Here is a 23277-nt window from a genome sequence, read left to right on the forward strand (position 1 = left end):
GAATCACAGTGTGCGAGCGATGATCTCCTTCATGATCTCGTTGGTGCCCGCGTAGATTTTCTGCACCCGGTTGTCGACCCAGAGCCGCGAGATCGGGTATTCGGTCATATACCCGTATCCGCCGTGCAGTTGCAGGCATTCGTCGAGGTTCGCCATGGCGCGCTCGGTGGTCCACCACTTGGCCATGGCGACGGTGGCGATATCGAGTTCGCCACGCACGTGACGGTCGATGCAGTGGTCCACGAACACCCGCATGACGCGGGCATCCGTCGCCACCTCGGCGAGGGTGAACTTGGTGTTCTGGAAGGCGAAGATCGGCTTGCCGAACGCCTCCCGCTGCTTGGTGTAGGAAAGCGTGTGGGCCAATGCCGATTCCACGGCGATGGTGGACCCGACCGCGAGGATCAGGCGCTCCTGCGGCAATTGCTGCATGAGCTGGATGAAGCCCTGCCCCTCCACCGTCCCCAGCAGATTGGCGACCGGCACCCGGACCTCGTCGAAGAACAGCTCCGAGGTGTCCTGACCGCGCTGACCGATCTTGTCCAGCACTCGGCCACGCCGGAATCCGGCCCGGTCGGCCTCGACCAGAATCAGCGAGATCCCCGCCGCCGCACCGCTTCCGGTCTTGGCGACGACGATGATGAGATCGGCCTGACCACCATTGGTGATGAAGGTCTTCGACCCGCTGACCACGTACTCGTCGCCGTCGCGCACCGCACGCGTCTTCACGTTCTGCAGGTCCGAGCCGGTGCCGGGTTCGGTCATGGCGATCGCGCCGACCACCGAGCCATCCGCCATCCTCGGCAGCCATAGCCGCTTCTGTTCCTCGGTGCCATAGGCCAGCAGGTAGTGCGCCACGATCACGCTGTGCAACGGACCGCCCCAGGAGGAGTCGCCGATACGCGCCTGCTCCTCGATCAGCACCGCCTCGTGCGCGAAAGTTCCTCCGCCGCCGCCGTATTCCTCGGGAATCGACATGCACAGCAACCCCAGCGCGCCGGCCACCTGCCACAGGTCGCGATCGACGTGATGCTGTGCGATGAACTTCTCGATATTCGGGGCGATCTCCTTCTCGCAGAAGGCTCGCGCCAATTTGCGTAGCTCGTCCAGATCCTCATCCAGCCAAGGGGATCGGTACTCGTAGGTCATGGATCAGGCGGCCTTCCGGGCGGGTTCGCTGCGGTAGCGGGAGGGGGCGCCGTCGATGCGGCAGAGGCGCCAGAGGATGCGGGCGACGGGATTCATCAGGTCGAGTTCCTCGGCGAGCATGCGGACGTCGGCGAAGAAGTTGCGGAGCATTTTTCGGGCTTCGGGGTTGCGCCAGAAGATGTCGCGGACGACCGAGTGGGGGACGTCGCAGTCCTGGCGGAATTTGCGGGTGGGGACGGCGATTAGGTCGCAGATGATGCGCATGGTGGGGGCGAAGACCAGGGAGAGGATGAACTTCTTGATCGGGCCCAGTTGGGGGACATGGTGTTCGAGGTATTGGTGGGCGAAGCTGATGTGGCGGGCTTCCTCGGCCACGTGGATGGTCATGACGCGTTCGAGCATCGGGTGGGTGCGGTCGCCGCCGCGGAGGACGGTTTTCTGGGCGTGGTCGATGGGTTCTTCGCCGGCGAGCACCATGACGAAGAACCATTCGGGGAACAGTGAGGCCAGGAACGGGACCAGCGGGCCGACCACGCGGACCCAGGAGCGCATGCCCGCGACATCCATGCCGACGCGGTTGACCACCTCCTGGAACATCATGGTGTGGTTGCACTCTTCGATGGCTTCGTGTGTGCAGTAACGGAATTCGGGTGACCCGTTGGGCACCGAGAACACGTACTGCATGAGACCGCGGATGAGCAGGTTCTCGAATTGCAGCCCCACCTTGGCGACGTTGGCCTGCCGCCACATGCCGATGTGGATCTGCCGTTCGCGCGGCAGCGCCTGATACCAGGGGTGTGCGCCGAAGGGGTCGGTGGGCGGGAGGATCCAGCGGTCGTCGTCGGCGCGGACCACGAAGTCGGGGTGGTCCCAGTCGATGTCGACGTACGGATCGAAGCGCTTGTTGACCGATCCGTCCGAGAGCGTGCTCAGCGATTCGGTGTAGTCGTCGAGGCCGAGGTGTGCGTTCACGGCGTTCTCCCTGTTTCGGGTGAGCGCGACATCATGTCGCGATAGACCCGACGGTACCGGTCACGACATGCCGAAACAAGAGTGATCGCGACACAATGTCGCGCACAACTGATGACATGCAGGAACGACAGGACCGACCGGGTCGCTGCGGAGAATCAGAGATCGAGCGGTGCGGGCGGGTCGGCCAGCAACTCCGCGATGGGCCGCTCCGGGTCGACGACGAAGCCGCGCGTGCGAGCCATCGCATCGAACAGCGCCCAGATCGAATCGCCGAGCATACGGGTCAGCTCGACCTCGTCCAGATCGGCCGGACGCGTCTCCAGCCACCGCGTCACGCCACCGTCCACCAGCGAGACAATGGCGAACGCCGCGGGATCGATGCCCGGATGCTGTTGCCCGACAACGCTCGCCGCCATGGTGAACAATTGCGCGACACGTTCGGCGATGGCCGCCTTGGTGCCCACCACCACGGCCTTACTCGCCGGGTCACCGCTGCCGGGCCCGCGCTCGATCCACCCGTGCAACCGCGCGTGCACCGACACCCAGCCGACATAGGTGCCGACAATGCGAACGATGGTGTCCCGCAGTCCTTCTTGCGGGTCGAAGTCCGGCATCACCAGCTCGACCACGCTCTCGACCGCGAACTCACGCGTCTTGGCGTCCAGGTCACCGCGATCGGCGAAGTGCCGGTAGACCACCGATCGCTTCACGCCGGCGCGGTCGGCGATCACCTGCAGCGGAATGTCCGCACCCGGTGCGGATTCCTCGATCAGCTCGACATACGCGGCGATGATGGCACGGCGGCGCTCGACATTGTGCTCGCCCCAGCGACCACCCGTCGCCTCCGCCGTGTCCACCGCCATGCGGTCAAGCATCCCATCCGGGCACTAGCGCGGCGGGATCAGGACATCGTTGAGGGTGACCAATTGCAGGTTGCGTTCGCGGATGATGTCGGAGAGCTGGTCGTAGAGATGGGTGACGGTCGGGCGGTTGGCGTGCCCGATGACGATGGCCTGGGCCCGGAACCATTGCCGCGCGGCGTCCAGCAGCATGCCGTCGTTGATGACGGTATTGGTGTCGTTGAGGCTGCCGTACCACATGGTCGGAACGGTGTAGCCGCAGTCGGCGGCGACGGCGTCGACGCTGCCGTTGTGGTGACCGTAGGGCGGACGGTAGTACGGGGTCCCGTCGGTGCCGTACTGATTCCAGAGGAAGTCCTTGCAGCGGTTGAGCTGATCGGCGATCGCGCCGCCGGATAGTCGCGTCAGGTCCGGGTGATCCCAGGTGTGATTGCCCAGCTGGACCTGACCGGAATCGACCAGGGGGCGCAGCGCATCCCGGTGGTCGAGCCAGCCGGGGTAGTAGGCCGTCACGAAGAAGGTGAGCCGCGCGCCGGTATTGCGGGCGAAATCGATGAAACCGCCGATGGTTTCGGAGCTGGCGCCGTCATCGATGGTGAGCGCCATGTGATTGCCGTCGCCGGGCAGCGCGTTGATGGTGCCGGTCCCGATCGGCGTCTTGGGCCCGAAATCCGGTGTCGTCTGCGGCATTCCCGGAAGCTGCGGGACGATGCCGGAGGATCCGGAGTCGAAGGGGAAGTCGGCGCGCGCCTCGCCGGTGCCCAGCAGGGTGGCAGCCGTACCCGCCGCCAGCATCGTCAGCAGCCGTCGTCTGTCCATGTCGAACCTCATTCCCTCACACTCCGGCCCCCTCGGAACCGGAACTACTACTCCCCCAACGCAACCCGATCAGGTCGGTGATACCAGCACGTCGTTCAGCGTCACCAGCGACAGATTGCGGGACCGGATGATGTCGACCAGCTGGCCGTAGCAGTGGGTGACGGCCGGGTGGTTGGCATGTCCGATGACAATGGCCTGCGCGTTGAAATACTTTCGCGCGCACTCGATCAGGTAGTCCTCGGTGATGACACCGGAGTCGGACAGCGAGCCGTACCACATGACGGGAACGGTGTAACCGAGATCGGCTGCCACCTTGTCGACCGTAGCATCGTGGCGGCCGTAGGGGGGCCGGAAGTACGGCGCACCGTCCACGCCGAAGTTATTGCGCAGGAACGTTTTCGCCTTGCCGAGCTGGTTGGACACCTCGGCCGCCGACAGTTTGGTGAGGTCCGGGTGGTCCCAGGTGTGATTGCCCAGCTGGATCTGGCCCGAGTCCACCAGCGGCCGCAACTCGGCGCGGTGCGTCATCCACGAGTCGTAATAGGCGGTGACAAAGAATGTGAACCGCGCGCCGGTGTCCTTCGCGAATTGGATATACGCGCCGACCACTTCGGGACTCGCGCCGTCATCGACGGTGAGCGCCACATTGTTGCCGGTACCCGGCAGCGCGGTAATCGTCCCGGCCGGAATATGGGCCTTCGGTGCGCCCGACGGCACGGGTAGCGCCTGCGGCACCGGCGAGGGCGCGGGCGTCGTGGTGGGCCCGCTGATGCGTGGGGTGACCTTGTGCGGGGAGGGGTCGGCGGAGCAGCCCGTCAGGGCCGTCGCAGTGCCCGCGGCGAGCAGTGCGAGCAACTGTCGTCTATCCATACGTGTCGTTCACTCCGAGATATATATTTTTGCGCCGTGCCTCCCTCGCAGGGCTCATCATTTATATCCACAGGTTGTGAACTGAACACGAAATCTGTGCGAAATGATTCGAATTCAGCGGAGAAATTAAGGCTCTTCTCAGAGAGTCCCGGGAGATCTCAGCGTGCGATGGGACGCAGCACGATTTCGGTGGGATGCGCGTCACGCGGAGTCTCGACCGCATTGCGGACCGCCCGCGCCACCGTCTCGGCGGTGAGGAACTCGCGCGGCTCGTAAGCCCGCCCCTCGCCCGCGATGATCTCGCGCTGCATGTCGGTGTCGATGCGGCCCGGATGCACCGAGGTCACGCGCAGCGCGGGTTCTTCGAGCCGCAGCGCGTCGCCGAAGGCACGCAGCCCGAACTTGCTCGCCGCGTACACACCCCAGCCCGGATTGGCCCGCAATCCGGCACCCGAATTGATCAGCACCACATGGCCGTTGGCGGCGCGCAGCGCGGGCAGCAACAGCCTGGTCAACTCGGCGACCGCGATCAGGTTGCCTTCCAACGTATTCCGCCACTGCTCGACCGTGGAATCGGCTATCGTTCCCAAGTCGGCGATTCCGGCGTTGTGCACCAGTACATCCAGCCGTTCGATGCCTTCGACCGCGCGCGCCACCGCCGCGTAGTCGGTGAGCTCGACCGGCCACCCGGTCGAGCCGGGCAGCTCACGCAGGATCGGGTCCAAGGCCTCCGGCGTGCGCGCGCCCAGCAACAACCGGTGCGCAGGCGCGAGCTCCCGCGCGATGGCCGCGCCCAGCCCCCGGCTGGCTCCGGTGATCAGCGCGGTGGGCGCCTCGGTGCTGGTGTTCGCGGAATTCGCCATGAGATCACGGTAACCGCGTGGGGTCGGACTGCGATGCTTCGGTCGGGCACACCAACGCTCGACTGATTCATGAGAAGGCGAACGCATTGCAATCTGGCGATCAGGAGCCGTCCTCCAGCCCGGTCCATCGCGCGTACCTGCGAGTCCCAGCGCAGAATAGGGCGATGACACACCCGGGATTCACGCCCACCCAGCTCGCGGCCCGCGCGGCCTACCTGCTGCGCGGCAACGACCTGGGCACCATGACCAGCGCCGCACCGAAGCTGTATCCGCACATGTGGAGCTGGGACGCCGCCTTCGTGGCCGTCGGCCTGGCGCCGCTGAGTGTGGAGAGAGCCGCGCTCGAACTCGACACCCTGCTGTCCGCGCAATGGCGCAACGGCATGATCCCGCACATCGTCTTCGCCAACGGCGTCGACGGCTACTTCCCGGGACCCTCCCGCTGGGAATGCCGCAGACTCGCCGCCGACGCGCCGGACGGGCCCGACACCTCCGGCATCACCCAGCCGCCCGTGCATGCCATTGCGGTGCAGCGGATTCTGGACCACTCGCGCCGGCACGGCCGCAGTACCCGCGCGGTGGCCGAGGACTTCCTGAATCGGCGCTGGGGCGATCTGATGCGCTGGCACCGCTGGCTGGCGTACGCCCGCGATCCCAAGCAACACGGCCGCATCACGCTCTACCACGGCTGGGAATCCGGCATGGACAACTCACCGCGCTGGGATCGCGCCTACGAGAACGTGATTCCGGGGCCGGACCTGCCGCCCTACAAGCGTGAGGATCTGCAAGTGGTCGGCGATGCCACGCAGCGGCCCTCGGATCGCGAGTACGACCGCTACATGTGGCTGGTCGAGCAGATGCGCCGCGCCGGCTACGACGACTACCAGCTGGCCTCGACCATGAGCTTCGCCGTCGAGGACGTGTTCGTGACCGCCATCTTCGCGCTGGCCTGCGATGTGCTGGCCAATATCGGCGAGGACTACAAGCAGCCGCACGCGGACGTGCGCGAACTCTACGAGTGGGCCGACTACTTCCGTTCGGGCGTGGTGGCCACCACCGACGCGCGCACCGGCGTGGCCCGCGATTTCGATGTGCGCGCGGACAAGTGGATCGAGACCGAGACCCTCGCCTGCTTCGCGCCGCTGCTGTCGGGCGGGCTGCCGCGCGATGCCGAACGACGACTGTTGCGGCTGTTCGAGGGCCCGCGCTGGTGCGGGCACCCGGATCTGCGCTACGCGCTGCCGCCCTCGACCTCCCCGGTGTCCAAGGACTTTCGACCGCGTGAGTATTGGCGCGGGCCGGTGTGGCCGGTGATCAGCTGGCTGTTCTCCTGGGTCTTCGCCCGGCGGGGCTGGGCGGAACGGTCGTTCATGCTGCGCGCGGAGGGCTTGCGCCAAGCCAGTGACGGCAGTTTCGCGGAGTACTACGAACCGTTCACGGGTCTGCCGCTAGGCAGTATGCAGCAGTCCTGGACCGCCGCTTCGGTGTTGGATTGGCTGGGCTAGCCGACACCGATAGCTAATAATTGGCGAATATCACAGCCCAGCCTTCACGGCTATAGACACTGTTCGGCCTAGCCTTTTTTGGCATGACCGGACGAAGCCTGATGAAAGTGCTCACAGTCGCAGCCACCGGCATCCTGATGGCTACCCCAGCCGGGGTGGCCGCCGCCGATGTGGAGGGCCCGGATGTGGCCTCCTATCAGCACCCGGGCGGCAGCGGCATCAACTGGTTCGGCGTGCGCGCGGCCGGATATCAATTCGCCATGCTCAAGGCCACCGAGGGCCTCAGCTACGTGAATCCGTTCTTCGTGCAGGACAGCCTCTCCATGCGGGTGGCCGGAGTCGCCCGCGGCACATACCATTTCGCGCGCCCGGCCGAATCGCCGGAACTGCAGGGCGCGTTCTACTCGGCCCTGGTGCTGGGCCAGAACGGACTGCTGGATCTGCCGCCGGTGCTGGATCTCGAGGACTCCGGCGGGCTGCCGCCGGACGCCCTGATCGACTGGACGCACCGGTATCTCAATACCGTGCAGGCCATGACGGGCCGCCGCCCGATCATCTACACCTATCCCCGCTTCTGGCGCACGGCCATGGCCGACACCAACCAGTTCACGTCCTACCCGCTGTGGATCGCCGACTACCGCGGCAACGACCAGCCCGAGGTGCCCGGCGGCTGGCCCGCCTGGACGTTCTGGCAGACCACCGATTCCGGAGCCATCAACGGCATCGGCGCGGGCGTCGACCTCAATGTGTACAGCGGAGCCCAAGGCGATTTCGGCGGGTTCGCCAATATCCCCTTCAGCGGCAGCGCCAGCGGATCCGGGCGCGGCAGCAGCTAGCCCTCACGCCCTTGGGGTTTCAGGGGGGTACCCCTGAGAGTCCCGAGAGTTGGTCACAGCACCTGCGAGAGGAACTGGCGCAAGCGCGGGGTTTCCGCGTTCTCGAAAAGTGCTTCGGGCTTACCGGTTTCAACCACCTGACCGTGGTCCATGAAAACCACCTGGTCGGAAACCGAACGGGCGAAGCTCATCTCGTGCGTCACAATGACCATCGACATGCCGCCGCCAGCCAGCTCCGCCATCAGCGCCAGCACGCCCTTCACCAGCTCCGGATCCAGGGCCGAGGTGGCCTCGTCGAAGAACATGATGTCCGGCTTCATGGCCAGCGCCCGCGCGATGGCCACCCGCTGCTGCTGGCCACCGGACAGATTCCCCGGGCGCGCATCGGCTTTCCCGGCCAGCCCGACCGCCTCCAACTGCTGCACCGCCAGCGTGCGCGCCTGCTCCTTGGACAGCCCGTGCAGCTTGCGCGGGCCGAGCGCCACATTGTCGGCGGCGGTCATGTGCGGGAACAGGTTGAAGTGCTGGAACACCATGCCGATGCGCTGCCGCAGCCGGTCCGGGTTCTCCCCCAGCACCGATGTGCCGTCCAGCAGAATGTCACCCGCATCGGGTTCGTGCAGCCGGTTGAGCACCCGCAGCAGCGTGGATTTGCCGGAGCCGGACGGGCCGATCACCGTGGTGGTCTTGCCCGCGTCCACGTGCACGTCCACGCCGCGCAGAATCTCGTTGCGGCCCAGCGTCAATCGCAGGCCGGTGCCGGTCAGGGAGGCACTCATGCTCCACGCCCTTCGGTGATGACGGCCTGTTCGATCGGTTCCGCGGTCGGCTGCGGCCGGCCTTCGCGCATGCGTTTGTCGATGTAGTTGACCAGGTGGGTGAGCGGCACGGTCAGCACCAGATACATCAGACCCGCCGCCACCAGTGGTGACAGGTTTCCGGTCTGCGCATTGAGATCCCGCCCCACCGCGAACAATTCGCGCTGGGTGGCCAGCAGGCCCAGGAAGTAGATCAGCGAGGAATCCTTGATCAACGCGATGAACTGATTCATCAGCGCGGGCAGCACCCGGCGCACCCCCTGCGGGATCACCACCAGCGTCATGGCCTGCCGATATCCGAACCCGATGGCACGAGCCGCCTCCAACTGCCCGGCCTCCACCGACTGGATGCCGGAGCGGAAGATCTCGCCGATATAGGCCGACGCCAGCAGCGCCAGCGCGATCGCGCCCAGCCAGTACGGGTTGTTTCCGGTGATGTTCTTGACCAGCGGACCCACGCCCAACCCGATGATCAGAATGATCACGACGGCGGGCAGGCCCCGGAAGATATCGGTGTAAACCCGTGCGGGCCAGCGCAACCAGCGGGTGCGGGAAATACCGGCAACCGCCAGCAGCATGCCGAGCACGGTGCCCAGCAGACCCGAAACGAAGGCCAGGATCAGGGTATTGGGCAGACCGGTCTTGATCAGGTCGGGAAAAGCCTTGCGGTACAACGACCAGTCGAAGAACGTGTCCTTGAGCTGCGCCAGTGTGGATTTCGGTGCGACACCGCTGTTGTCCGGCTTGTCCTTGGCATGCTCGGCGGCGATCTCGGTGAAGTTCGGCCAGTCCGGCGCGGCCACGGCTTTCGAACCCGGCTTCCAGCCCGGAGGCGGCTGGCGCGGCACCCAGTCCTCGTACAGCTTCAGATAGGTGCCATCGGCGATGACCGCGTCCAGCCCGGCATTGAGGGCATCGGTGAGCGGCTGATTGCCCTTGCGCACCGCCCACCCCGTGAAGTTGTTGACGCTGAAGGTGTTCTGCACGATCGAGGTCGGATCGCCCGCCTTGATCGTGCCGATGGCCTGCTGCGAGGGCGCGACCCAGGCATCGATCTGGCCGGTCTTCAGGTTCGCGTAGGCGGTGTTGTAGTCGGGGAACTTCACCGGGTCCAGGTGCAGTTCGTTGACGACGTACTCGTCCTGCACGGTGCCCTGCACGACGCCGATCCGATTGCCCTTGTGCAGATCCGCGAAGCCCTTGATGCCGCTGCCGTTCGGCACCACCAGCGAGAAGTAGCCGAAGTCGTAGCCATTGGTGAAGTCGACCAGTCGCCGACGCTCGTCGGTGGTGGTGATGCTGGAGGAGCCGATATCGAAGCGGTTGTTGGCGACCTGCGCCAGCAGCCCCGAGAATTCGGTGCCCGTGAATTCCACCTGCAGCCCGAGCTTCGCGCCGATCGCCTTCAACAACTCATTGTCGAAGCCGGTGTAGACGCCCTTGGAGTTCACGCAGATGCTCGGCGGCGCATCGGAGAGGGTGCCGATGCTCAACTTGCCAGGCGTGAGCAACCCCAGCTTGCCGACATCGATGGTGTTCAGCGGCTCGGTGGTGGCAGTGGTGAACCGGTCCGCCCCGGCGTCACGCTGTCCGGACGCCAGATTGGTGGGCGCGGCGCTGGCGGCGGCCAAGCCGGGCGGCGAACACAGATCGCCGTTATCGGCGGCAGCCCCGCCCGCACCCAGCGTCACGGTGCCGACCAGGCCGACAAGCAATACTCCCGCTAGTGCCAGGAGGCGAGTCGGCCGACGTCGTCGGGGCGCGCCCGGGCGCAAGGGAACCATGGCAAATCACCCTAATAGGGGTGGCCGGTGAATCCAGAGTTACCCTCACGCCGATTTGGCGGAGATCACTCGGGAGCCTCCACGGTGAGACCGGCCGACCGCGCGGCATCGGCCAGTCGTTTGTCGTAGGTGACGAACGCGGTCAGGTCTCCGCCCAGGGTCAGTGCCGTTGCCAGATGCACAGCATCCAGCGACCGCACAGTAACCGGCAGTACCGCCCGCGCCAGACTCCGAACCCGCGCACCGATCTCGATCGTGTCCACCAGCGCGAGCACTCCGGCCAGCCGGGGAACCGCCTCCGGGGAATGTCGGGCCACCGCCCGAAACGCTTCCACCTCGATCAGGGTCGAACTGACCCACGGCGTACCTCTGCGTTCAATCAACCACGCGCGCAGGGCATCCGACTCGGCTTCCCGGTGAGCCAGCTTCACGGCCGCTGCTGAATCCAAATAGATCACAGGTCGCCGCTCCTTTCACGGGCGATCTCGTCAGCGAGGTTCACTCCGTCCGGCTCGCCGAGCGGCATCGCGAGCACTGCCAACTGCATGTCCGCCAGCCGCTCCTTGCGCTCGGCCGCTGCCAGCACGGCCGCCCGGATCGCGGCCGACCGGCTGACCCCGTCACTGGTCAGCACCGCTAGCGCGTGCTCGGTCTCGGCATCGGTGCGAATCGTGATCGTGTCAGCCATACCTACCAGCGTAAGACAAGTAGTCTTACGCCACAATCGCACGCCCTCCACTAGGCTGCGAGGCCGACCCTCTACAACGGATCGTCCGGCACGTTCCTGCCGGTGAAGGGAAGTATCAATCGTGGCAACGGTGACTTTCGACAAGGCCACCCGGCTCTACCCTGGCGGGAACAAGCCCGCCGTGGACGCCTTGAACCTCGAGATCGAGGACGGCGAATTCCTGGTTCTGGTCGGTCCTTCCGGCTGTGGCAAATCCACCTCGCTGCGCATGCTCGCGGGGCTGGAGGAGGTGAGCGGCGGCCGGATCCTGATCGGGGACAAGGACGTCACGCACGCCGAGCCCAAGGAACGCGATATCGCGATGGTGTTCCAGAACTACGCGCTCTACCCGCACATGAGCGTCGCCGAGAACATGGGCTTCGCGCTCAAGATGGCCAAGGTCTCCAAGGAGGAGCGGCAGCAGCGGGTGCTCGAGGCCGCCAAGCTGCTGGACCTGGAGCCCTACCTGGACCGCAAGCCCAAGGCGCTGTCCGGCGGTCAGCGCCAGCGCGTCGCCATGGGCCGCGCGATCGTGCGCCAGCCGCAGGTGTTCCTGATGGACGAGCCGCTGTCCAACCTGGATGCCAAGCTGCGCGTGCAGACCCGCACCCAGATCGCGCAGTTGCAGCGCCGGCTCGGCACCACCACCGTCTACGTCACCCATGACCAGGTCGAGGCCATGACCATGGGCGACCGGGTGGCCGTGCTCAAGGACGGGCTGCTGCAGCAGTGCGCCTCCCCGCGCGACCTGTATCGCAATCCCGCCAACCTGTTCGTCGCGGGCTTCATGGGCTCACCCGCCATGAACCTGTTCACGCTGCCGGTGAGCAGCGGCTCGGTCACCCTCGGCGGCTGCCCGCTGCCGCTGCCGCGCTCGGTGGCCGCGTCCACCGGCGAGCAGGTCGTGGTCGGCATCCGGCCCGAGCACCTGGAGCCGGTCGGCGACGGTGCGGGCATCGCCATGGAGGTGGATGTGGTCGAGGAGCTCGGCTCCGACGCCTACATCTACGGCCGCACCGCCGGTGACGGGGAAACCATTGTGGCGCGGGCGGATTGGCGCAACCCGCCCGCCAAGGGCACCCGCCTCGCGCTGGTGGCGGACACGGACCACACCTACTTCTTCCACCCGGAGGACGGGCGTCGCCTGAACTGACGGGCAAGTCTCACGAATGGCGGCGGGTTTTCCGCCGCCATTCGTCGTTCACCCGGACCCGCAGATTCTCCAGGGGCACCGGGTTTCCCGAGGCGCTGCGGAGTTCGACACTGACCGGTTCACCGGTCGAATCCTCCAGCCTCTGCAAGGGCGCGATCCCGTCCTGCAGATATTTGTCACCCCACTGCCACAACGCGACCACCGCGGGGAGCAGATCCAATCCCATTGGGGTGAGCACGTATTCGTTGCGGGTGCGCTTGCCCTCTTCGCGATAGGGCCGCTTCTCGAGCAGCCCGGCCTCCACCAGTTTGCGCAGTGCGCTCGAGGCGGCGGCGTCGGTGATCCCCACGCGTGCCGCGAAGCCGTCGAACCGCGTCGTCCCGTAATAGCACTCACGCAGGATGAGAATCGCCGAGCGGGTGCCGACGATGTCCATCGCCTTGGCAATGGAACAACCCTCGGGCGTCCACGTGCCCAGATCGCTGAGCTTTCCTTCCATCACTGCCGACATGGCGTACATCATACCAACCTGACTTGCCCTAACTATTGCCAGCTCCTACCCTAACTATATAGCGATGAAGCTAGAGGCTCTGGAAGGAACGTCATGAGAGACGCAGTCATCGTCGAAGCGGTCCGCACCCCGATCGGCAAGGGCAAGGCCGCCGGCGGTTTACACGGCACGCATCCGGCCGATCTGCTCGCACACAGCCTCCGGGAAGTGGTGCGGCGCACCGAGATCGATCCCGCGCTGATCGACGATGTGATCGGCGGCGTGGTCACCCAGGTCGGCGAGCAGGGCTCCAATCTCACCCGCCGCGCGGCCCTGGCCGCCGGTTATCCGGAATCGGTGCCCGCCACCACCGTCGACCGCCAGTGCGGCAGCAGCCAGCAGGCCATCCACTTCGCCGCCCAGGGCGTCATCGCCGGCGCGTACGACATCGTGGTGGCCGCGGGCGTGGAGTCCATGAGCCGGGTGCCCATGGGGGCCAACCTGATCGGGGCCGAGGACATCGCCGGGGTCGGCTTCGCCGAACGCTATCCCGAGGGCCTGGTACCGCAGGGCGTCAGCGCCGAACTCATCGCCGCCAAGTGGGGACTGAGCCGCACCCAGCTCGACGAGTTCGCCCTCGCCAGCCACGAGAAGGCCGCCGCCGCAACCAAGGCCGGGGCGTTCGAGGCCCAGCTCAGCCCGTACGGCGGGCTCGCGGTGGACGAGGGCATCCGAGTCGGCAGCACCCTGGAGACGCTCGGCGCGCTGCGCCCTGCCTTCTACAGCGAGGAGATGGCCGCCCGCTTCCCGCAGATCGACTGGAACATCACCGCCGCCAACTCCAGCCCCATCAACGACGGCAGCGCCGCCACCCTGATCATGACCAGCGAACGGGCCGCCCAGCTCGGCCTGCGCCCGCTGGCCCGGGTGCACAGCTTCGCCGTGGCCGGTGACGACCCGCTGTTCATGCTGACCGCCGTCATCCCCGCGACCCGAAAGCTGCTGGCGCGCTCCGGACTCGATCTCGCCGACATCGACCTGTTCGAGGTCAACGAGGCCTTCTCCTCGGTGGTGCTGGCCTGGGCGAAGGAAACCGGCGCGGACCTGTCGAAGGTCAATGTCAACGGCGGCGCGATCGCCCTCGGTCACCCGCTCGGCGCTTCGGGAGCCCGCCTGGCCACCACCCTGGTGCATGCCATGCACGACCGCGGCGCCCGCTACGGCCTGCAAACCATGTGCGAGGCAGGCGGTCTCGCGAACGCCACCCTCTACGAGCGACTCTGAACGCTCACAGTCCCAAACCGGTGAGCAGGGCCTCGATCTGACGTTCCATCTGCGGGCGCTCGTCGAGCACGCGGATGACGCGGAACAGGCCCTGCAGGAAGGTGACGATCACCTGGGCGGCGACGTCGGACGGAAACCCGTGCGGCAGTTCGCCGCTCACGGTCGCGTCGCGCAGTCGTGCGGACAGCGCCGCCTCCAGGGTGCGCATCTCGTCGAGGATGTAGTCGCGTAATTCGTCCACGGCCAGCACCTCCACCGACAGACTGCCTGCCATCAGGCAGACATTGGGGACGGCCGGATCGTCGAGATCATCGAGCACCGCGCGGAAGTAGGCCCGCACGCCGTCGCCGATGGCGGGTTCGGCGGCCAATGCCTCCCAGCGTCGCCGGGTGACAGTGTCGTTGTAGTGCCGCAGGCACTCCAGGTAGAGCTGCTTCTTGCTCTTCATCGAGTGGTAGAAGGAGCTCTCCCGAATCCCCATGACCTCGAGCAATTCGCTCAGCGAGGTATTGGTGTAGCCCTTCGCCCAGAACAGCCGGGTGGCCCGCTCGATCACCTCGTCGTAGTCGAATGCCCGTTTACGGCCCATGGCACCAGCCTGTCACAAATTGGAGTAGTCACTACAGTTTCCTTGTTCGGGCCGCACCGGGCACCTACGATTTTCTGTATCGACCACTACAAAAAATCGAGGCGGCCATGTCCGAGCCCACGATCCTGGTCACCGCGGCCTCCGGGAAGACCGGAACCGCGACGGCACTGCTCCTGCTGGCACGCGGGTATCCCGTCCGAGCCATGGTGCACCGGCTGGACGCCCGCAGCGCCCGGCTGGCGGCGGCCGGGGCCGAGCTCCGCGTCGGATCGCTCGAGGATCTCGACGATCTGACCGCCGCGCTGACCGGAGTACGGCGCGCCTACTTCTGCCCACCGCTGGAACCCGGAACCCTGCGCCGGGCAACGCTTTTCGCCACCGCCGCCCAGCAGGCCCGGCTGGAGGTCGTGGTGGCATTGAGCCAGTGGGTGGCCGACCCCCTGCATCCGGCGGTGCACGCGCGCGAGAAATGGCTCAGCGGCCAAGTCCTGCAATCGATGTCGAACGTCGGCCTGGTGACCGTGAATCCCGGCTGGTTCGCCGACAACTACCTGGCCGGACTGGAGGCGGCAGCCCAGTTCGGGATCCTGGCCATGCCCCTGGGCGAAGGCCGCAATGCCCCACCGTCCACCGAGGACATCGCAGCGGTGATCACCGGCGCACTCACCGATCCGGCACCGCATCTCGGCAAGACCTACCGCCCCACCGGCCCCCGCCTGCTCGACCCCGGCGAGATCGCCGACGCCTTCGGCCGCGCCCTCGACCGCAAGGTCGAATACCGCGACACTCCCCTGCCGCTGTTCCTCAAAGTCGCCAAGTCACTGGGCTTCTCGGACTTCGTCATCGGGCAGCTCTACTGGTTTCTGCAGGACTACCGCGACAATGCGTTCGGCGTCGGCGCACCCACCGACGCGGTCCTCGAGGTCGGCGGCACGCCACCCGAACCGTTCGAGCAGATCGTGCGCCGCCATGCGCGATCGAACCCGGTCGCGACCCGTTCCGTCCCCGCGAAGCTGCGCGCGGCCACCCATCTGCTGCACGCCCTGCTGACCCGGGCCCCGGATCTGGATGCACTGGCGGAACAGGGTATTCAACCGCCGCTCACCAATGCGGCCCGAGCCGTGGAGTCACCGCGCTGGCAGCACGCTCACGGCGACGATCGCGGTCAGCAGACCGAGGACCCAAGCCTCCACCAGTAACGGGAAGGCCAGCAGCGCAGTGGTCCACGCCCGCTGGCGCTGCGATACCGCGCGAATGGTCCACAGCAGCACCAGCAGCATGGCCACCGCGATGCCCAGCCACGCCACGGCATCCGCGAGCGGCAGGTAGCGGGTGTCCACCGTGGCCGGAAACAGCCCGCGATAGTCCGGCACGAAGCCCGCCACCGTCCACGCTGCCGCACCCGCCACGGCATAGATCACCACGGTGGCAAGGAAATCCGCGACCGTGATAGGGGGCCGCCGCCATCCGGCCACCCCTCCAGGATGCCGGTCAGTTGATGGCGGTGGCTACCAGGACGTGCCCGGCTCCGCCCGCGAGGGCGATGATCGGCAGGGCGATGGCGGGCCACAGCCAGGCCCGGCGGCCGGTCATGGCCGCCACCGAGGTCAGGATTATCGCCACGATCAGCACCAGGAACGTCGCGCCGCCACCGATCAGCAGGCCCCAGAGCGCCGAGGCGGGCGGGCGGATCAGCACACACTTCGCGGCGGGCGGCCCCAACTGCACCGTGCAGCGATTGTGGACCAGATCGGAGAGCTTGGAGAAGAGGTCGTAGGCCCACCCGAACGCCACCGCCACGCCGACCAAACACAGCAGCGACGCCACCAGCACGTCCTTGCCGCGCACCGGTTTACGCTCGGAGCCCGCCTTGGGCAGCGCCGCCGCGGCCGCCTCCGCGGGCGGCAGCTTCGACGGCATGGTCAGATCGTTCTCCCCGAACGACTGCCCGGGCCCGCCCGCATCCTGCGCGTACGCCGGCCCGGCCGGAGCCCACACATCCGGCGAGACCTCCACGGCCGGTGGAAAATTCGAGCCCGTATCCGGATGGCCCGGCCTGCCGTAGGGCGGATTCCCGGCGGCGCCGTCGCCGGGCTGCCATCCCCCACGAGCGGCCGGTCCGCCGGGGCCGGGGACTCCACCGGCGTTGCCCAGTGGTCGCGGCGGCCGTGCCTGCCTGCCACCTCTGGCCGAGTCCGGACCCGCGGCGGGGCCACGGCCGCCCGGCGGCTGCGGCGGCACCGGCGCAGGAGGAGTTCGATTGCCGCCCTTGGGAAGTGTCGGCCCGGCCGGATCGAGTGCCTCGCCCGATGGGCGCGAACCGGGCGGTGCGGGCGGGGCCGGTGGCGGTGGCGGACCCTGGCGCCCCGGCCCGGGCAATGTCGGGCCCGCCGGCCCCGCCAGGTCTTCGGGCCGAGGCGCACCCGCCGGACCCCCCGGACGCGGACCCACGGGTTGCCGCGGACCGGCCGGATTCGGAGTGCGCAATGGGGGCGGCGGACCGTCCGGTCCGGGACGGCGGGGCTCGTTGGGCCGGTTCATATGTGCGTTCTCCCCCAAGGCGCAGGTCTGGAGCCGGAATCGGCTTCCTTCGGATTGTGACCCGCACACGCCTGCACCGCCACCCGATACCTTCGGGGGCGCTGGGTAGGGTGCGGAAGGTGAGCGACAGCGGCGGGGCGGTGGACTTCGAGTCGGCGGTGGTCTACGCGATTCCCATGCGAACCCGGTTCCGGGGCATCACCGTGCGCGAGGGAATGCTGATTCCCGGGCCGTACGGCTGGGGCGAGTTCTGCGCCTTTCCCGAATACGACGACCGGGAGGCGGCCGCGTGGCTGGCCACGGCGGTCGAGCAGGCGAGCGTGGGATGGCCTGCGCCGGTGCGGGATCGGGTGCCGGTCAACTGCATCGTGCCCGCCGTCGGACCGGAGCGGGCCCGCGAGATCGTCGTCGCCTCCGGATGTCGCACGGCCAAGGTGAAGGTGGCCGATCATCCCGATTCGCTGGCGGAGGATCTGGACCGGGTGGCGGCGGTGCGGGAGGCGCTCGGACCGGACGGTGCGGTGCGCGTCGACGCCAATGCGGTGTGGGATGTGGACACCGCCGTCGAGAAAATTCGGCGAATCGACCGGGCCGCAGGCGGTCTGGAATACGTCGAGCAGCCTTGCCGGACCGTCGAGGAACTCGCCGCGGTCCGCAAACAAGTGGACGTGCGCATCGCCGCGGACGAGTCGATCCGTCGCGCCGAGGATCCGTTGCGGGTGGCGGTGGCCGGGGCGGCCGATGTGGCGGTGCTGAAATGCACTCCGCTGGGCGGGGTTCGGCGCGCGCTCGAGGTGGCGGCGGCGGCCGGGCTGCCGTGCCTGGTGTCCTCGGCACTGGAGACCAGTGTCGGCCTGGCCGCCCAGGTCGCCTTGGCCGCCTCACTCCCCCACCTCGATTTCGCCTGCGGCTTGGACACCTTGTCCCTGCTCACCGGGGATGTGGTGACCGAACCGCTGCGCCCGGTCGACGGCTGGCTGCGGGTCCCGCGCAGCGCACCGGTGCCCGACCCCGAGCTGCTCGACCGCTATCGGCACCCGGATCCGGAACGCACCGACTGGTGGCGGCAACGCCTCGCCCGGGTCGCGAAATTGCTGTCCTGACCGCACTCAGGCGATCCGCACCCCGCACGAGTACATGGTGGTGCGCATCAGCAGCGCCGCCTCCGGCCCGATGATCCCGTCCACCAGTTCGAGGTAGCGGGCACAGAACTCGGGACCGTGCGCGGCCGTCTCGGCGAGCTCCGGGTCCAGGTGATGCGCCAGTTCATGCAAGATCACCAATTCTCGCAGCGCCCAAGCGGTTCCACTGCCGTGCAGCGGTACCGCCAACACCGCCCCCGCGGATTCGTAGTGCGCCGCTCGAGCCCCCGCCCGGGCCCGCACGGTGACCGGCGCGGACGCCCGATCCCATTGGGCGCGAACCCAGTTCAGCGCGAGCACCCGATCCGCGTACGCCTGCACCGATTCCACCGACGCAAAGCGCCGCTCGATCGGCAGCGTGATGTTGGACCCGTGCAGTTCGACGGTCCGCAGCCCGAATTCGTCGGCGCGGTCGAACATTCCGCGCACCAGACCCTCGGCGTCGTACACCTGGGAGCGCTGCGCGTCCCGCACCGCCATGTGCGCGACCGCTATTCGCCCGCGCCGCGCGGCAGCTGTCCGCGCGCCCCGCCGAGTTCCGTCGCATTGCCCAGCCGGGCGGCCTTGCCCGCCCGGTCCCCGGCCCGCCGCGCGGCCGCCGAGTATCCGGCCGAGGCCTGCGGTCCCCGCCAGGTGCCGCGCGCCTCGGAGGTGCGGGAGTAGAAATTCGTGAGCTCGAGTTCCTTGTTCCGCAGCGCGAGCGCCGTTCCGGTGGGCGCGGATTCGGCCGCGTCGGCGCGCACGGCCGCGGTCTCCACATCCGCCTTCACCTCGGCCAGGCGGCGGCCGATCCGCGCGGCGAAGGCCATCTGGAAGTTCAGCCGCGCCGTCACCCCGGCGACCGGGACCTGCACGGGCCGCTGGACCTGCCGCCCGTAGCGGCGTTCGACCACGATCTTCTCGGTGGTGGCCGAGCGGTAGCTGCCCGACTTGATGTACTGGTCCGACGCCCGCACCATCTGGATCAGCAGGCTCGTGTAGAGCGCCTCGCAGGTGTCGATATCGGTGTCGAAACCGTAGGCGTACACCGTCGTCGAGGACCGGGCCACATCGCAGCGCACATCATTGGCGGCGGCGATGGCCACGAACAGCTGTACATAGGTGCGCAGCCCACGCTTGCCGGCCTCCCCGATCGGGATGACCCGCTGAGTCGGCACCGGCCGCCGTTCCCGATTGGCGATATGTGCCCGCGCCACCGCCAGATCCACCGACGAACCGGTCGCCAGGCGCTGCGCGGCAGCCAGAAAAGCCTCGGCTTCATGCTCGTTGTCGGTCGATTCGGCCTGCCGGAGCAGTCCCCCGATCCGGGTGAGCATCTTGTCCTGAGAAGACATCAGCGACCAGCTTAGCCGCAACGAAGATCATCCTGGTGAGCGTCCGAAGGACGAGGTAGTACCGGCACCGGGAACCTCCACCCTGTATCTTCCCTTGTGCAACCGGCTGGGTGTGCTGCCGCTCACGTCTCGACCCTGGAGTATTCACGATGGCTTTGAAGAAGGTGTCGTCCCTACGATCGACGCTGGTGCCGCGGGCCACTATGGCCGTGACGTCGGCGGCCCTGCTGACGGCGGCGCTCGTCAGCGGCTGCTCCAGCAGCAGTAGTGGCGGCTCCAACGCCATCGGTGAGAACCTCACCGGCCGGGGCCCGATCACCTACGTCGAGGGCAAGGACACCACCGAGACCGGTGCGGTCAAGCAGCTCATCGACCGCTGGAACACCTCGCACCCGGACGAGAAGGTGACGTTCAAGGAGCAGTCCAGCGACGCCAACCAGCAGTACGACGACCTCACCCAGCACATGCAGGCCAAGGCGTCGGACTACGACGTCGTCGCCCTCGACGTGCCGTGGACCGCGGAGTTCGCCGCCAAGGGCTGGATCCAGCCGCTGAAGGACTCCTTCGCGCTGGACACCTCGACGCTGCTGTCGCCGCCGGTCGCCTCGGCCACCTACAACGGCACCCTCTACGCCGCGCCGCGCAACACCAACGGCGGCCTGCTGTTCTACCGCAAGGACCTCTCGCCGGAGCCGCCCAAGACCTGGGCCGAGATGATCGCCTCCTGCCCGAAGGCCAAGGAAGCCGGAATCGGCTGCTACGCAGGCCAGTTGGCCCCCTACGAGGGCCTGACCGTGAACGCCGCGGAGGTCATCAACGCCTTCGGCGGCAGCTTCGTCGGCCCCGACGGCAAGACCCCGACCGTGAACACCCCGCAGGCCAAGCAGGGCCTGCAGACCCTGGTCGACGCGTACAAGAACGACGACATGCCCAAGGAAGCCCTCTCCTTCAAGGAGCCGGAGTCCCAGAACGCCTTCGTCAGCGGCAAACTCATGTTCATGCGCGGCTGGCCGTCATCCTTCGGTGACGCCGGTTCCGACGCCTCCGCGGTGAAGGACAAGTTCGGGGTCGCCCCGCTGCCCGGCAAGGACGGCATCGGCGCCTCCACCCTCGGTGGCTACAACGCCGCGATCAGCGCCTTCTCCAAGAACAAGGCCACCGCGCTGGACTTCCTGCGCTACCTGATCAGCGAGGACGCCCAGCACATCGTCGCCCAGGGCGGCCTGCCGTCGGTGCGCGCCTCGGTGTACGACGACCCGGCCCTGATCGCCAAGATGCCGTACCTGCCCGCGCTCAAGGACTCCATCGCCTCGGCCGTGCCGCGTCCGGTGACCCCGTTCTACCCGGCCGTTTCGAAGGCCATCCAGACCAACGCGTTCGCGGCGCTGCAGGGCAGCATGACCGTCGACGCCGCGATTGCCGGAATGCAGAAGGGCATCGAGACCGCCGGATCGTAAGGTGTACCCGGAACCGAGTCGGTAGATCGCCCGCAGGAGAAGAGTAAAAGTGTCACGTCCTCCGGGAGCGACCGACGTCGCGGAACCCGAACCGACGGAGCAATTCGTGAAAACCGAAGCGGCACAGCCGGACAGCCCGAAGCCCAAGCGCCGGGGGCCGATCCTCGGCCTCACCGCCCGGGCCTGGCTGTTCGTCGCGCCCGTGCTGCTCGCGCTGATCGTGGTCGTCGGTTACCCGGTGGTCCGGGCCGTGATCATGTCCTTCCAGAAGGACGCGGGCATCGACAAGTCCACGGGCATGTTCGTGGACGGCGGCAATGCCGGATTCAGCAACTACACGCACTGGCTGCTGCAGCAGTGCACCGACTCGCTCGGCCAGACGATCTCCTGCCCGACCGGCAACAGCGGCTCCGAATTCTGGGCCGCCGTCGGCGTCACCGTGTTCTTCGCGGTCGTCACGGTCACGCTGGAGGCCACCATCGGTCTGGGCATGGCCATGATCATGGGCAAGACCTTCAAGGGTCGCGCCCTGCTGCGCGCGGCCGTGCTCATCCCGTGGGCCATTCCCACCGCGGTCACGGCGCGGTTGTGGGAGTTCATGTTCCACGTCGACGGCGTGGTCAACCGGGTCTTCGGCACGCACATCGTGTGGACCGTCGACACCTGGCCCGCCCGCTTCGCGGTCGTCATCGCCGACGTCTGGAAGACCACCCCGTTCATGGCGCTGCTGATTCTGGCGGGCCTGCAGGTGATTCCGGGCGACGTGTACGAGGCCGCCCGCGTGGACGGGGCTTCGGCCTGGCAGCGGTTCCGCTACATCACCATGCCGCTGCTGAAGCCGGCGCTGCTGGTGGCGGTGCTGTTCCGCACGATGGACGCGCTGCGTCTCTACGACCTGCCTGCCATCATGACCCAGAATCTCGGTGCCACCCGCACCATTTCGATGCTGGTGGTGGACCAGTCGCGGTCGGGCGCCAACAGCGCGTCGGCCCTGTCGGTGATCACCTTCCTGCTCATCTTCGCGGTCGCGTTCGTACTGGTGAAGGGTTTGGGCGCCAACGCCGTTCGCACCCAGGAAGAGCAGCGGGAGGCGCACTGATGAGCACCGTCATCGAAGAGAAGATCGAGCAGCCGGTGCGGCAACAGCTTTCGTGGCAGCAGCGGCTCACCTCGGGCCGCGTCTACCTGGGCGCGCTGATCGTGCTGATCTGGGGTTTGGCGCCGTTCTACTGGATGGTCGTCACCGCGCTGCGCGATCCGGCCTACGTCTTCGACACCACCCCGTGGCCGACGCACCTGACGCTGGAGAACTTCCGGACCGCCTTCGACACCAGCCGCGGCACCAATTTCGGTCGCGCCCTGGGCAACAGCGTGCTCATCGGCTCCGCCACCACCGCCATCGCCTTGGCGCTGGGCGTGATGGCCGCGTATGCGTTGGCACGCTTGACCTTCCGCGGCAAGTACCTGGTCGCGGGCCTGATCCTGTCGGCCTCCATGTTCCCGGTCGTGGTGCTGGCGACGCCGCTGTTCCAGCTGTTCACCGACCTCGGCTGGTACGGCCACTACCAGGCGATGATCATCCCGAACATCTCGTTCGTGCTGCCGATGACGGTGTACATCCTGTCCTCGTTCTTCAGCGAACTGCCCTGGGAGCTGGAGGAAGCCGCCCGCATCGACGGCGCGTCGCGCTTCCAGGCGTTCCGGTTGATCATGCTGCCGCTGGCCGCGCCTGCCGTGTTCACCACGGCCATCCTGGCTTTCATCGCGGCGGTGAACGAATTCCTGCTGGCCAACCTGCTGTCCTCGGACGCCACCGCGCCGGTGACGGTCGCGGTCGCGCACTTCGGCGGCAACAACGGCTCGAAGGTGCCGCCCTACGGCGCGATCATGGCCGCGGGCACCATCGTCACCATTCCACTGGTGATCATGGTGCTGCTGTTCCAGCGCCGCATCATCTCCGGCCTCACCGCCGGTGGTGTGAAGAGCTAGCGCCGGGGGCCTGAAGAGCTAGGGACGCCAAGCAACGTCGATTAGCATGGGTCGCGCCGTGGATGGGTCCACGGCGTCACCTGTCACAAGCTTTT

The 23277-nt window shown here is 67.3% G+C and carries 25 protein-coding genes; 9 read left to right on the plus strand and 16 right to left on the minus strand.

Annotated features, from left to right (window positions below; all coding sequences use genetic code 11):
* Nucleotides 1-3: 3 nt before the first annotated feature.
* The 6 genes from ACFXHA_RS20160 to ACFXHA_RS20185 form a co-directional block, all read right to left on the minus strand.
* Complete coding sequence (locus ACFXHA_RS20160; RefSeq protein WP_379358828.1) at nt 4-1149, minus strand: acyl-CoA dehydrogenase family protein; 1146 nt, start codon at nt 1147-1149, stop codon at nt 4-6.
* Between the two features lie 3 nt (nt 1150-1152).
* The gene (locus ACFXHA_RS20165) at nt 1153-2121 is read right to left on the minus strand and encodes a diiron oxygenase (RefSeq protein WP_379358830.1); all 969 of its coding nucleotides are present in this window, start codon (nt 2119-2121) and stop codon (nt 1153-1155) included.
* A 155-nt stretch (nt 2122-2276) separates the two neighbouring features.
* Nucleotides 2277-2984 (minus strand): TetR/AcrR family transcriptional regulator, encoded by a 708-nt coding sequence (locus ACFXHA_RS20170; RefSeq protein ID WP_379358832.1) that lies wholly within the window; start codon nt 2982-2984, stop codon nt 2277-2279.
* A gap of 24 nt (nt 2985-3008) precedes the next feature.
* Nucleotides 3009-3800 (minus strand): polysaccharide deacetylase family protein, encoded by a 792-nt coding sequence (locus ACFXHA_RS20175; protein ID WP_379358834.1) that lies wholly within the window; start codon nt 3798-3800, stop codon nt 3009-3011.
* Between the two features lie 69 nt (nt 3801-3869).
* Nucleotides 3870-4670, minus strand: coding sequence for a polysaccharide deacetylase family protein (locus ACFXHA_RS20180; protein ID WP_379358836.1), 801 nt, complete (start codon nt 4668-4670; stop codon nt 3870-3872).
* A gap of 158 nt (nt 4671-4828) precedes the next feature.
* Nucleotides 4829-5533: an SDR family oxidoreductase gene (locus ACFXHA_RS20185; protein ID WP_379358838.1), complete on the minus strand. Its 705-nt coding sequence runs from the start codon at nt 5531-5533 to the stop codon at nt 4829-4831.
* A gap of 164 nt (nt 5534-5697) precedes the next feature.
* Between ACFXHA_RS20185 and ACFXHA_RS20190 the strand changes: the two genes are divergently transcribed.
* Together ACFXHA_RS20190 and ACFXHA_RS20195 are read left to right on the plus strand one after the other, a co-directional pair.
* Nucleotides 5698-7038 carry a glycogen debranching protein gene (locus ACFXHA_RS20190; RefSeq protein ID WP_379358840.1) on the plus strand — a complete coding sequence of 447 codons (1341 nt, stop codon included), beginning with the start codon at nt 5698-5700 and terminating at the stop codon, nt 7036-7038.
* An 83-nt stretch (nt 7039-7121) separates the two neighbouring features.
* Nucleotides 7122-7874: a glycoside hydrolase family 25 protein gene (locus ACFXHA_RS20195; protein ID WP_379358842.1), complete on the plus strand. Its 753-nt coding sequence runs from the start codon at nt 7122-7124 to the stop codon at nt 7872-7874.
* A 53-nt stretch (nt 7875-7927) separates the two neighbouring features.
* Here the strand turns inward: ACFXHA_RS20195 and ACFXHA_RS20200 are convergent, their stop codons facing one another.
* From ACFXHA_RS20200 to ACFXHA_RS20215, 4 genes are all read right to left on the minus strand, one after another.
* Complete coding sequence (locus ACFXHA_RS20200; protein WP_379358844.1) at nt 7928-8653, minus strand: amino acid ABC transporter ATP-binding protein; 726 nt, start codon at nt 8651-8653, stop codon at nt 7928-7930.
* On the minus strand, nt 8650-10476 hold the full coding sequence (locus ACFXHA_RS20205; RefSeq protein WP_379358846.1) for an ABC transporter substrate-binding protein/permease: 1827 nt from the start codon (nt 10474-10476) through the stop codon (nt 8650-8652). The genes ACFXHA_RS20200 and ACFXHA_RS20205 overlap by 4 nt, the downstream gene beginning before the upstream one ends.
* Nucleotides 10477-10541: 65 nt before the next feature.
* The gene (locus tag ACFXHA_RS20210) at nt 10542-10934 is read right to left on the minus strand and encodes a type II toxin-antitoxin system VapC family toxin (RefSeq protein WP_379358848.1); all 393 of its coding nucleotides are present in this window, start codon (nt 10932-10934) and stop codon (nt 10542-10544) included.
* Nucleotides 10931-11164 (minus strand): hypothetical protein, encoded by a 234-nt coding sequence (locus tag ACFXHA_RS20215; RefSeq protein WP_379358850.1) that lies wholly within the window; start codon nt 11162-11164, stop codon nt 10931-10933. The genes ACFXHA_RS20210 and ACFXHA_RS20215 overlap by 4 nt, the downstream gene beginning before the upstream one ends.
* A gap of 121 nt (nt 11165-11285) precedes the next feature.
* Between ACFXHA_RS20215 and ACFXHA_RS20220 the strand changes: the two genes are divergently transcribed.
* Nucleotides 11286-12356, plus strand: a complete 1071-nt coding sequence (locus ACFXHA_RS20220; RefSeq protein ID WP_379358852.1) for an ABC transporter ATP-binding protein — start codon at nt 11286-11288, stop codon at nt 12354-12356.
* A 10-nt stretch (nt 12357-12366) separates the two neighbouring features.
* Here ACFXHA_RS20220 and ACFXHA_RS20225 read toward each other — a convergent pair whose 3' ends face one another.
* Nucleotides 12367-12867 carry a winged helix-turn-helix transcriptional regulator gene (locus tag ACFXHA_RS20225; protein ID WP_379358854.1) on the minus strand — a complete coding sequence of 167 codons (501 nt, stop codon included), beginning with the start codon at nt 12865-12867 and terminating at the stop codon, nt 12367-12369.
* A gap of 93 nt (nt 12868-12960) precedes the next feature.
* Between ACFXHA_RS20225 and ACFXHA_RS20230 the strand changes: the two genes are divergently transcribed.
* Nucleotides 12961-14130, plus strand: coding sequence for a thiolase family protein (locus ACFXHA_RS20230; protein ID WP_379358856.1), 1170 nt, complete (start codon nt 12961-12963; stop codon nt 14128-14130).
* A 4-nt stretch (nt 14131-14134) separates the two neighbouring features.
* Here the strand turns inward: ACFXHA_RS20230 and ACFXHA_RS20235 are convergent, their stop codons facing one another.
* Entirely contained in the window at nt 14135-14719 is a 585-nt protein-coding gene (locus ACFXHA_RS20235) for a TetR/AcrR family transcriptional regulator (RefSeq protein WP_379358858.1), read from the minus strand.
* Nucleotides 14720-14826: 107 nt separating this feature from the next.
* On the opposite strand from ACFXHA_RS20235, the gene ACFXHA_RS20240 reads away from it, so the two are divergent.
* Nucleotides 14827-15918: an NmrA family NAD(P)-binding protein gene (locus tag ACFXHA_RS20240; protein ID WP_379358860.1), complete on the plus strand. Its 1092-nt coding sequence runs from the start codon at nt 14827-14829 to the stop codon at nt 15916-15918.
* On the opposite strand, the gene ACFXHA_RS20245 is transcribed toward ACFXHA_RS20240, so the two are convergent.
* Both ACFXHA_RS20245 and ACFXHA_RS20250 read right to left on the minus strand, forming a co-directional pair.
* Nucleotides 15847-16194 carry a hypothetical protein gene (locus tag ACFXHA_RS20245; RefSeq protein ID WP_379358862.1) on the minus strand — a complete coding sequence of 116 codons (348 nt, stop codon included), beginning with the start codon at nt 16192-16194 and terminating at the stop codon, nt 15847-15849. The two genes, ACFXHA_RS20240 and ACFXHA_RS20245, sit on opposite strands and share 72 nt — an antisense overlap.
* 16 nt (nt 16195-16210) lie before the next feature.
* Complete coding sequence (locus ACFXHA_RS20250; RefSeq protein ID WP_379358864.1) at nt 16211-16735, minus strand: hypothetical protein; 525 nt, start codon at nt 16733-16735, stop codon at nt 16211-16213.
* Between the two features lie 644 nt (nt 16736-17379).
* Between ACFXHA_RS20250 and ACFXHA_RS20255 the strand changes: the two genes are divergently transcribed.
* Complete coding sequence (locus ACFXHA_RS20255) at nt 17380-18363, plus strand: o-succinylbenzoate synthase (protein WP_379358866.1); 984 nt, start codon at nt 17380-17382, stop codon at nt 18361-18363.
* Between the two features lie 6 nt (nt 18364-18369).
* Here ACFXHA_RS20255 and ACFXHA_RS20260 read toward each other — a convergent pair whose 3' ends face one another.
* Both ACFXHA_RS20260 and ACFXHA_RS20265 read right to left on the minus strand, forming a co-directional pair.
* Entirely contained in the window at nt 18370-18882 is a 513-nt protein-coding gene (locus tag ACFXHA_RS20260) for a TIGR04338 family metallohydrolase (RefSeq protein ID WP_379358868.1), read from the minus strand.
* 11 nt (nt 18883-18893) lie between these two features.
* Nucleotides 18894-19736: a DUF2786 domain-containing protein gene (locus tag ACFXHA_RS20265; protein WP_379358870.1), complete on the minus strand. Its 843-nt coding sequence runs from the start codon at nt 19734-19736 to the stop codon at nt 18894-18896.
* Nucleotides 19737-19885: 149 nt separating this feature from the next.
* On the opposite strand from ACFXHA_RS20265, the gene ACFXHA_RS20270 reads away from it, so the two are divergent.
* From ACFXHA_RS20270 to ACFXHA_RS20280, 3 genes are all read left to right on the plus strand, one after another.
* Complete coding sequence (locus tag ACFXHA_RS20270) at nt 19886-21193, plus strand: ABC transporter substrate-binding protein (protein ID WP_379358872.1); 1308 nt, start codon at nt 19886-19888, stop codon at nt 21191-21193.
* Between the two features lie 106 nt (nt 21194-21299).
* Nucleotides 21300-22292 carry a carbohydrate ABC transporter permease gene (locus ACFXHA_RS20275; RefSeq protein WP_379358874.1) on the plus strand — a complete coding sequence of 331 codons (993 nt, stop codon included), beginning with the start codon at nt 21300-21302 and terminating at the stop codon, nt 22290-22292.
* Nucleotides 22292-23182, plus strand: a complete 891-nt coding sequence (locus ACFXHA_RS20280; protein ID WP_379358876.1) for a carbohydrate ABC transporter permease — start codon at nt 22292-22294, stop codon at nt 23180-23182. Before ACFXHA_RS20275 ends, ACFXHA_RS20280 begins: the two co-directional genes overlap by 1 nt.
* Nucleotides 23183-23277 lie beyond the last annotated feature (95 nt).

Source organism: Nocardia sp. NPDC059240, from assembly GCF_042753865.1.
In the GTDB taxonomy this organism is placed as follows: domain Bacteria; phylum Actinomycetota; class Actinomycetes; order Mycobacteriales; family Mycobacteriaceae; genus Nocardia.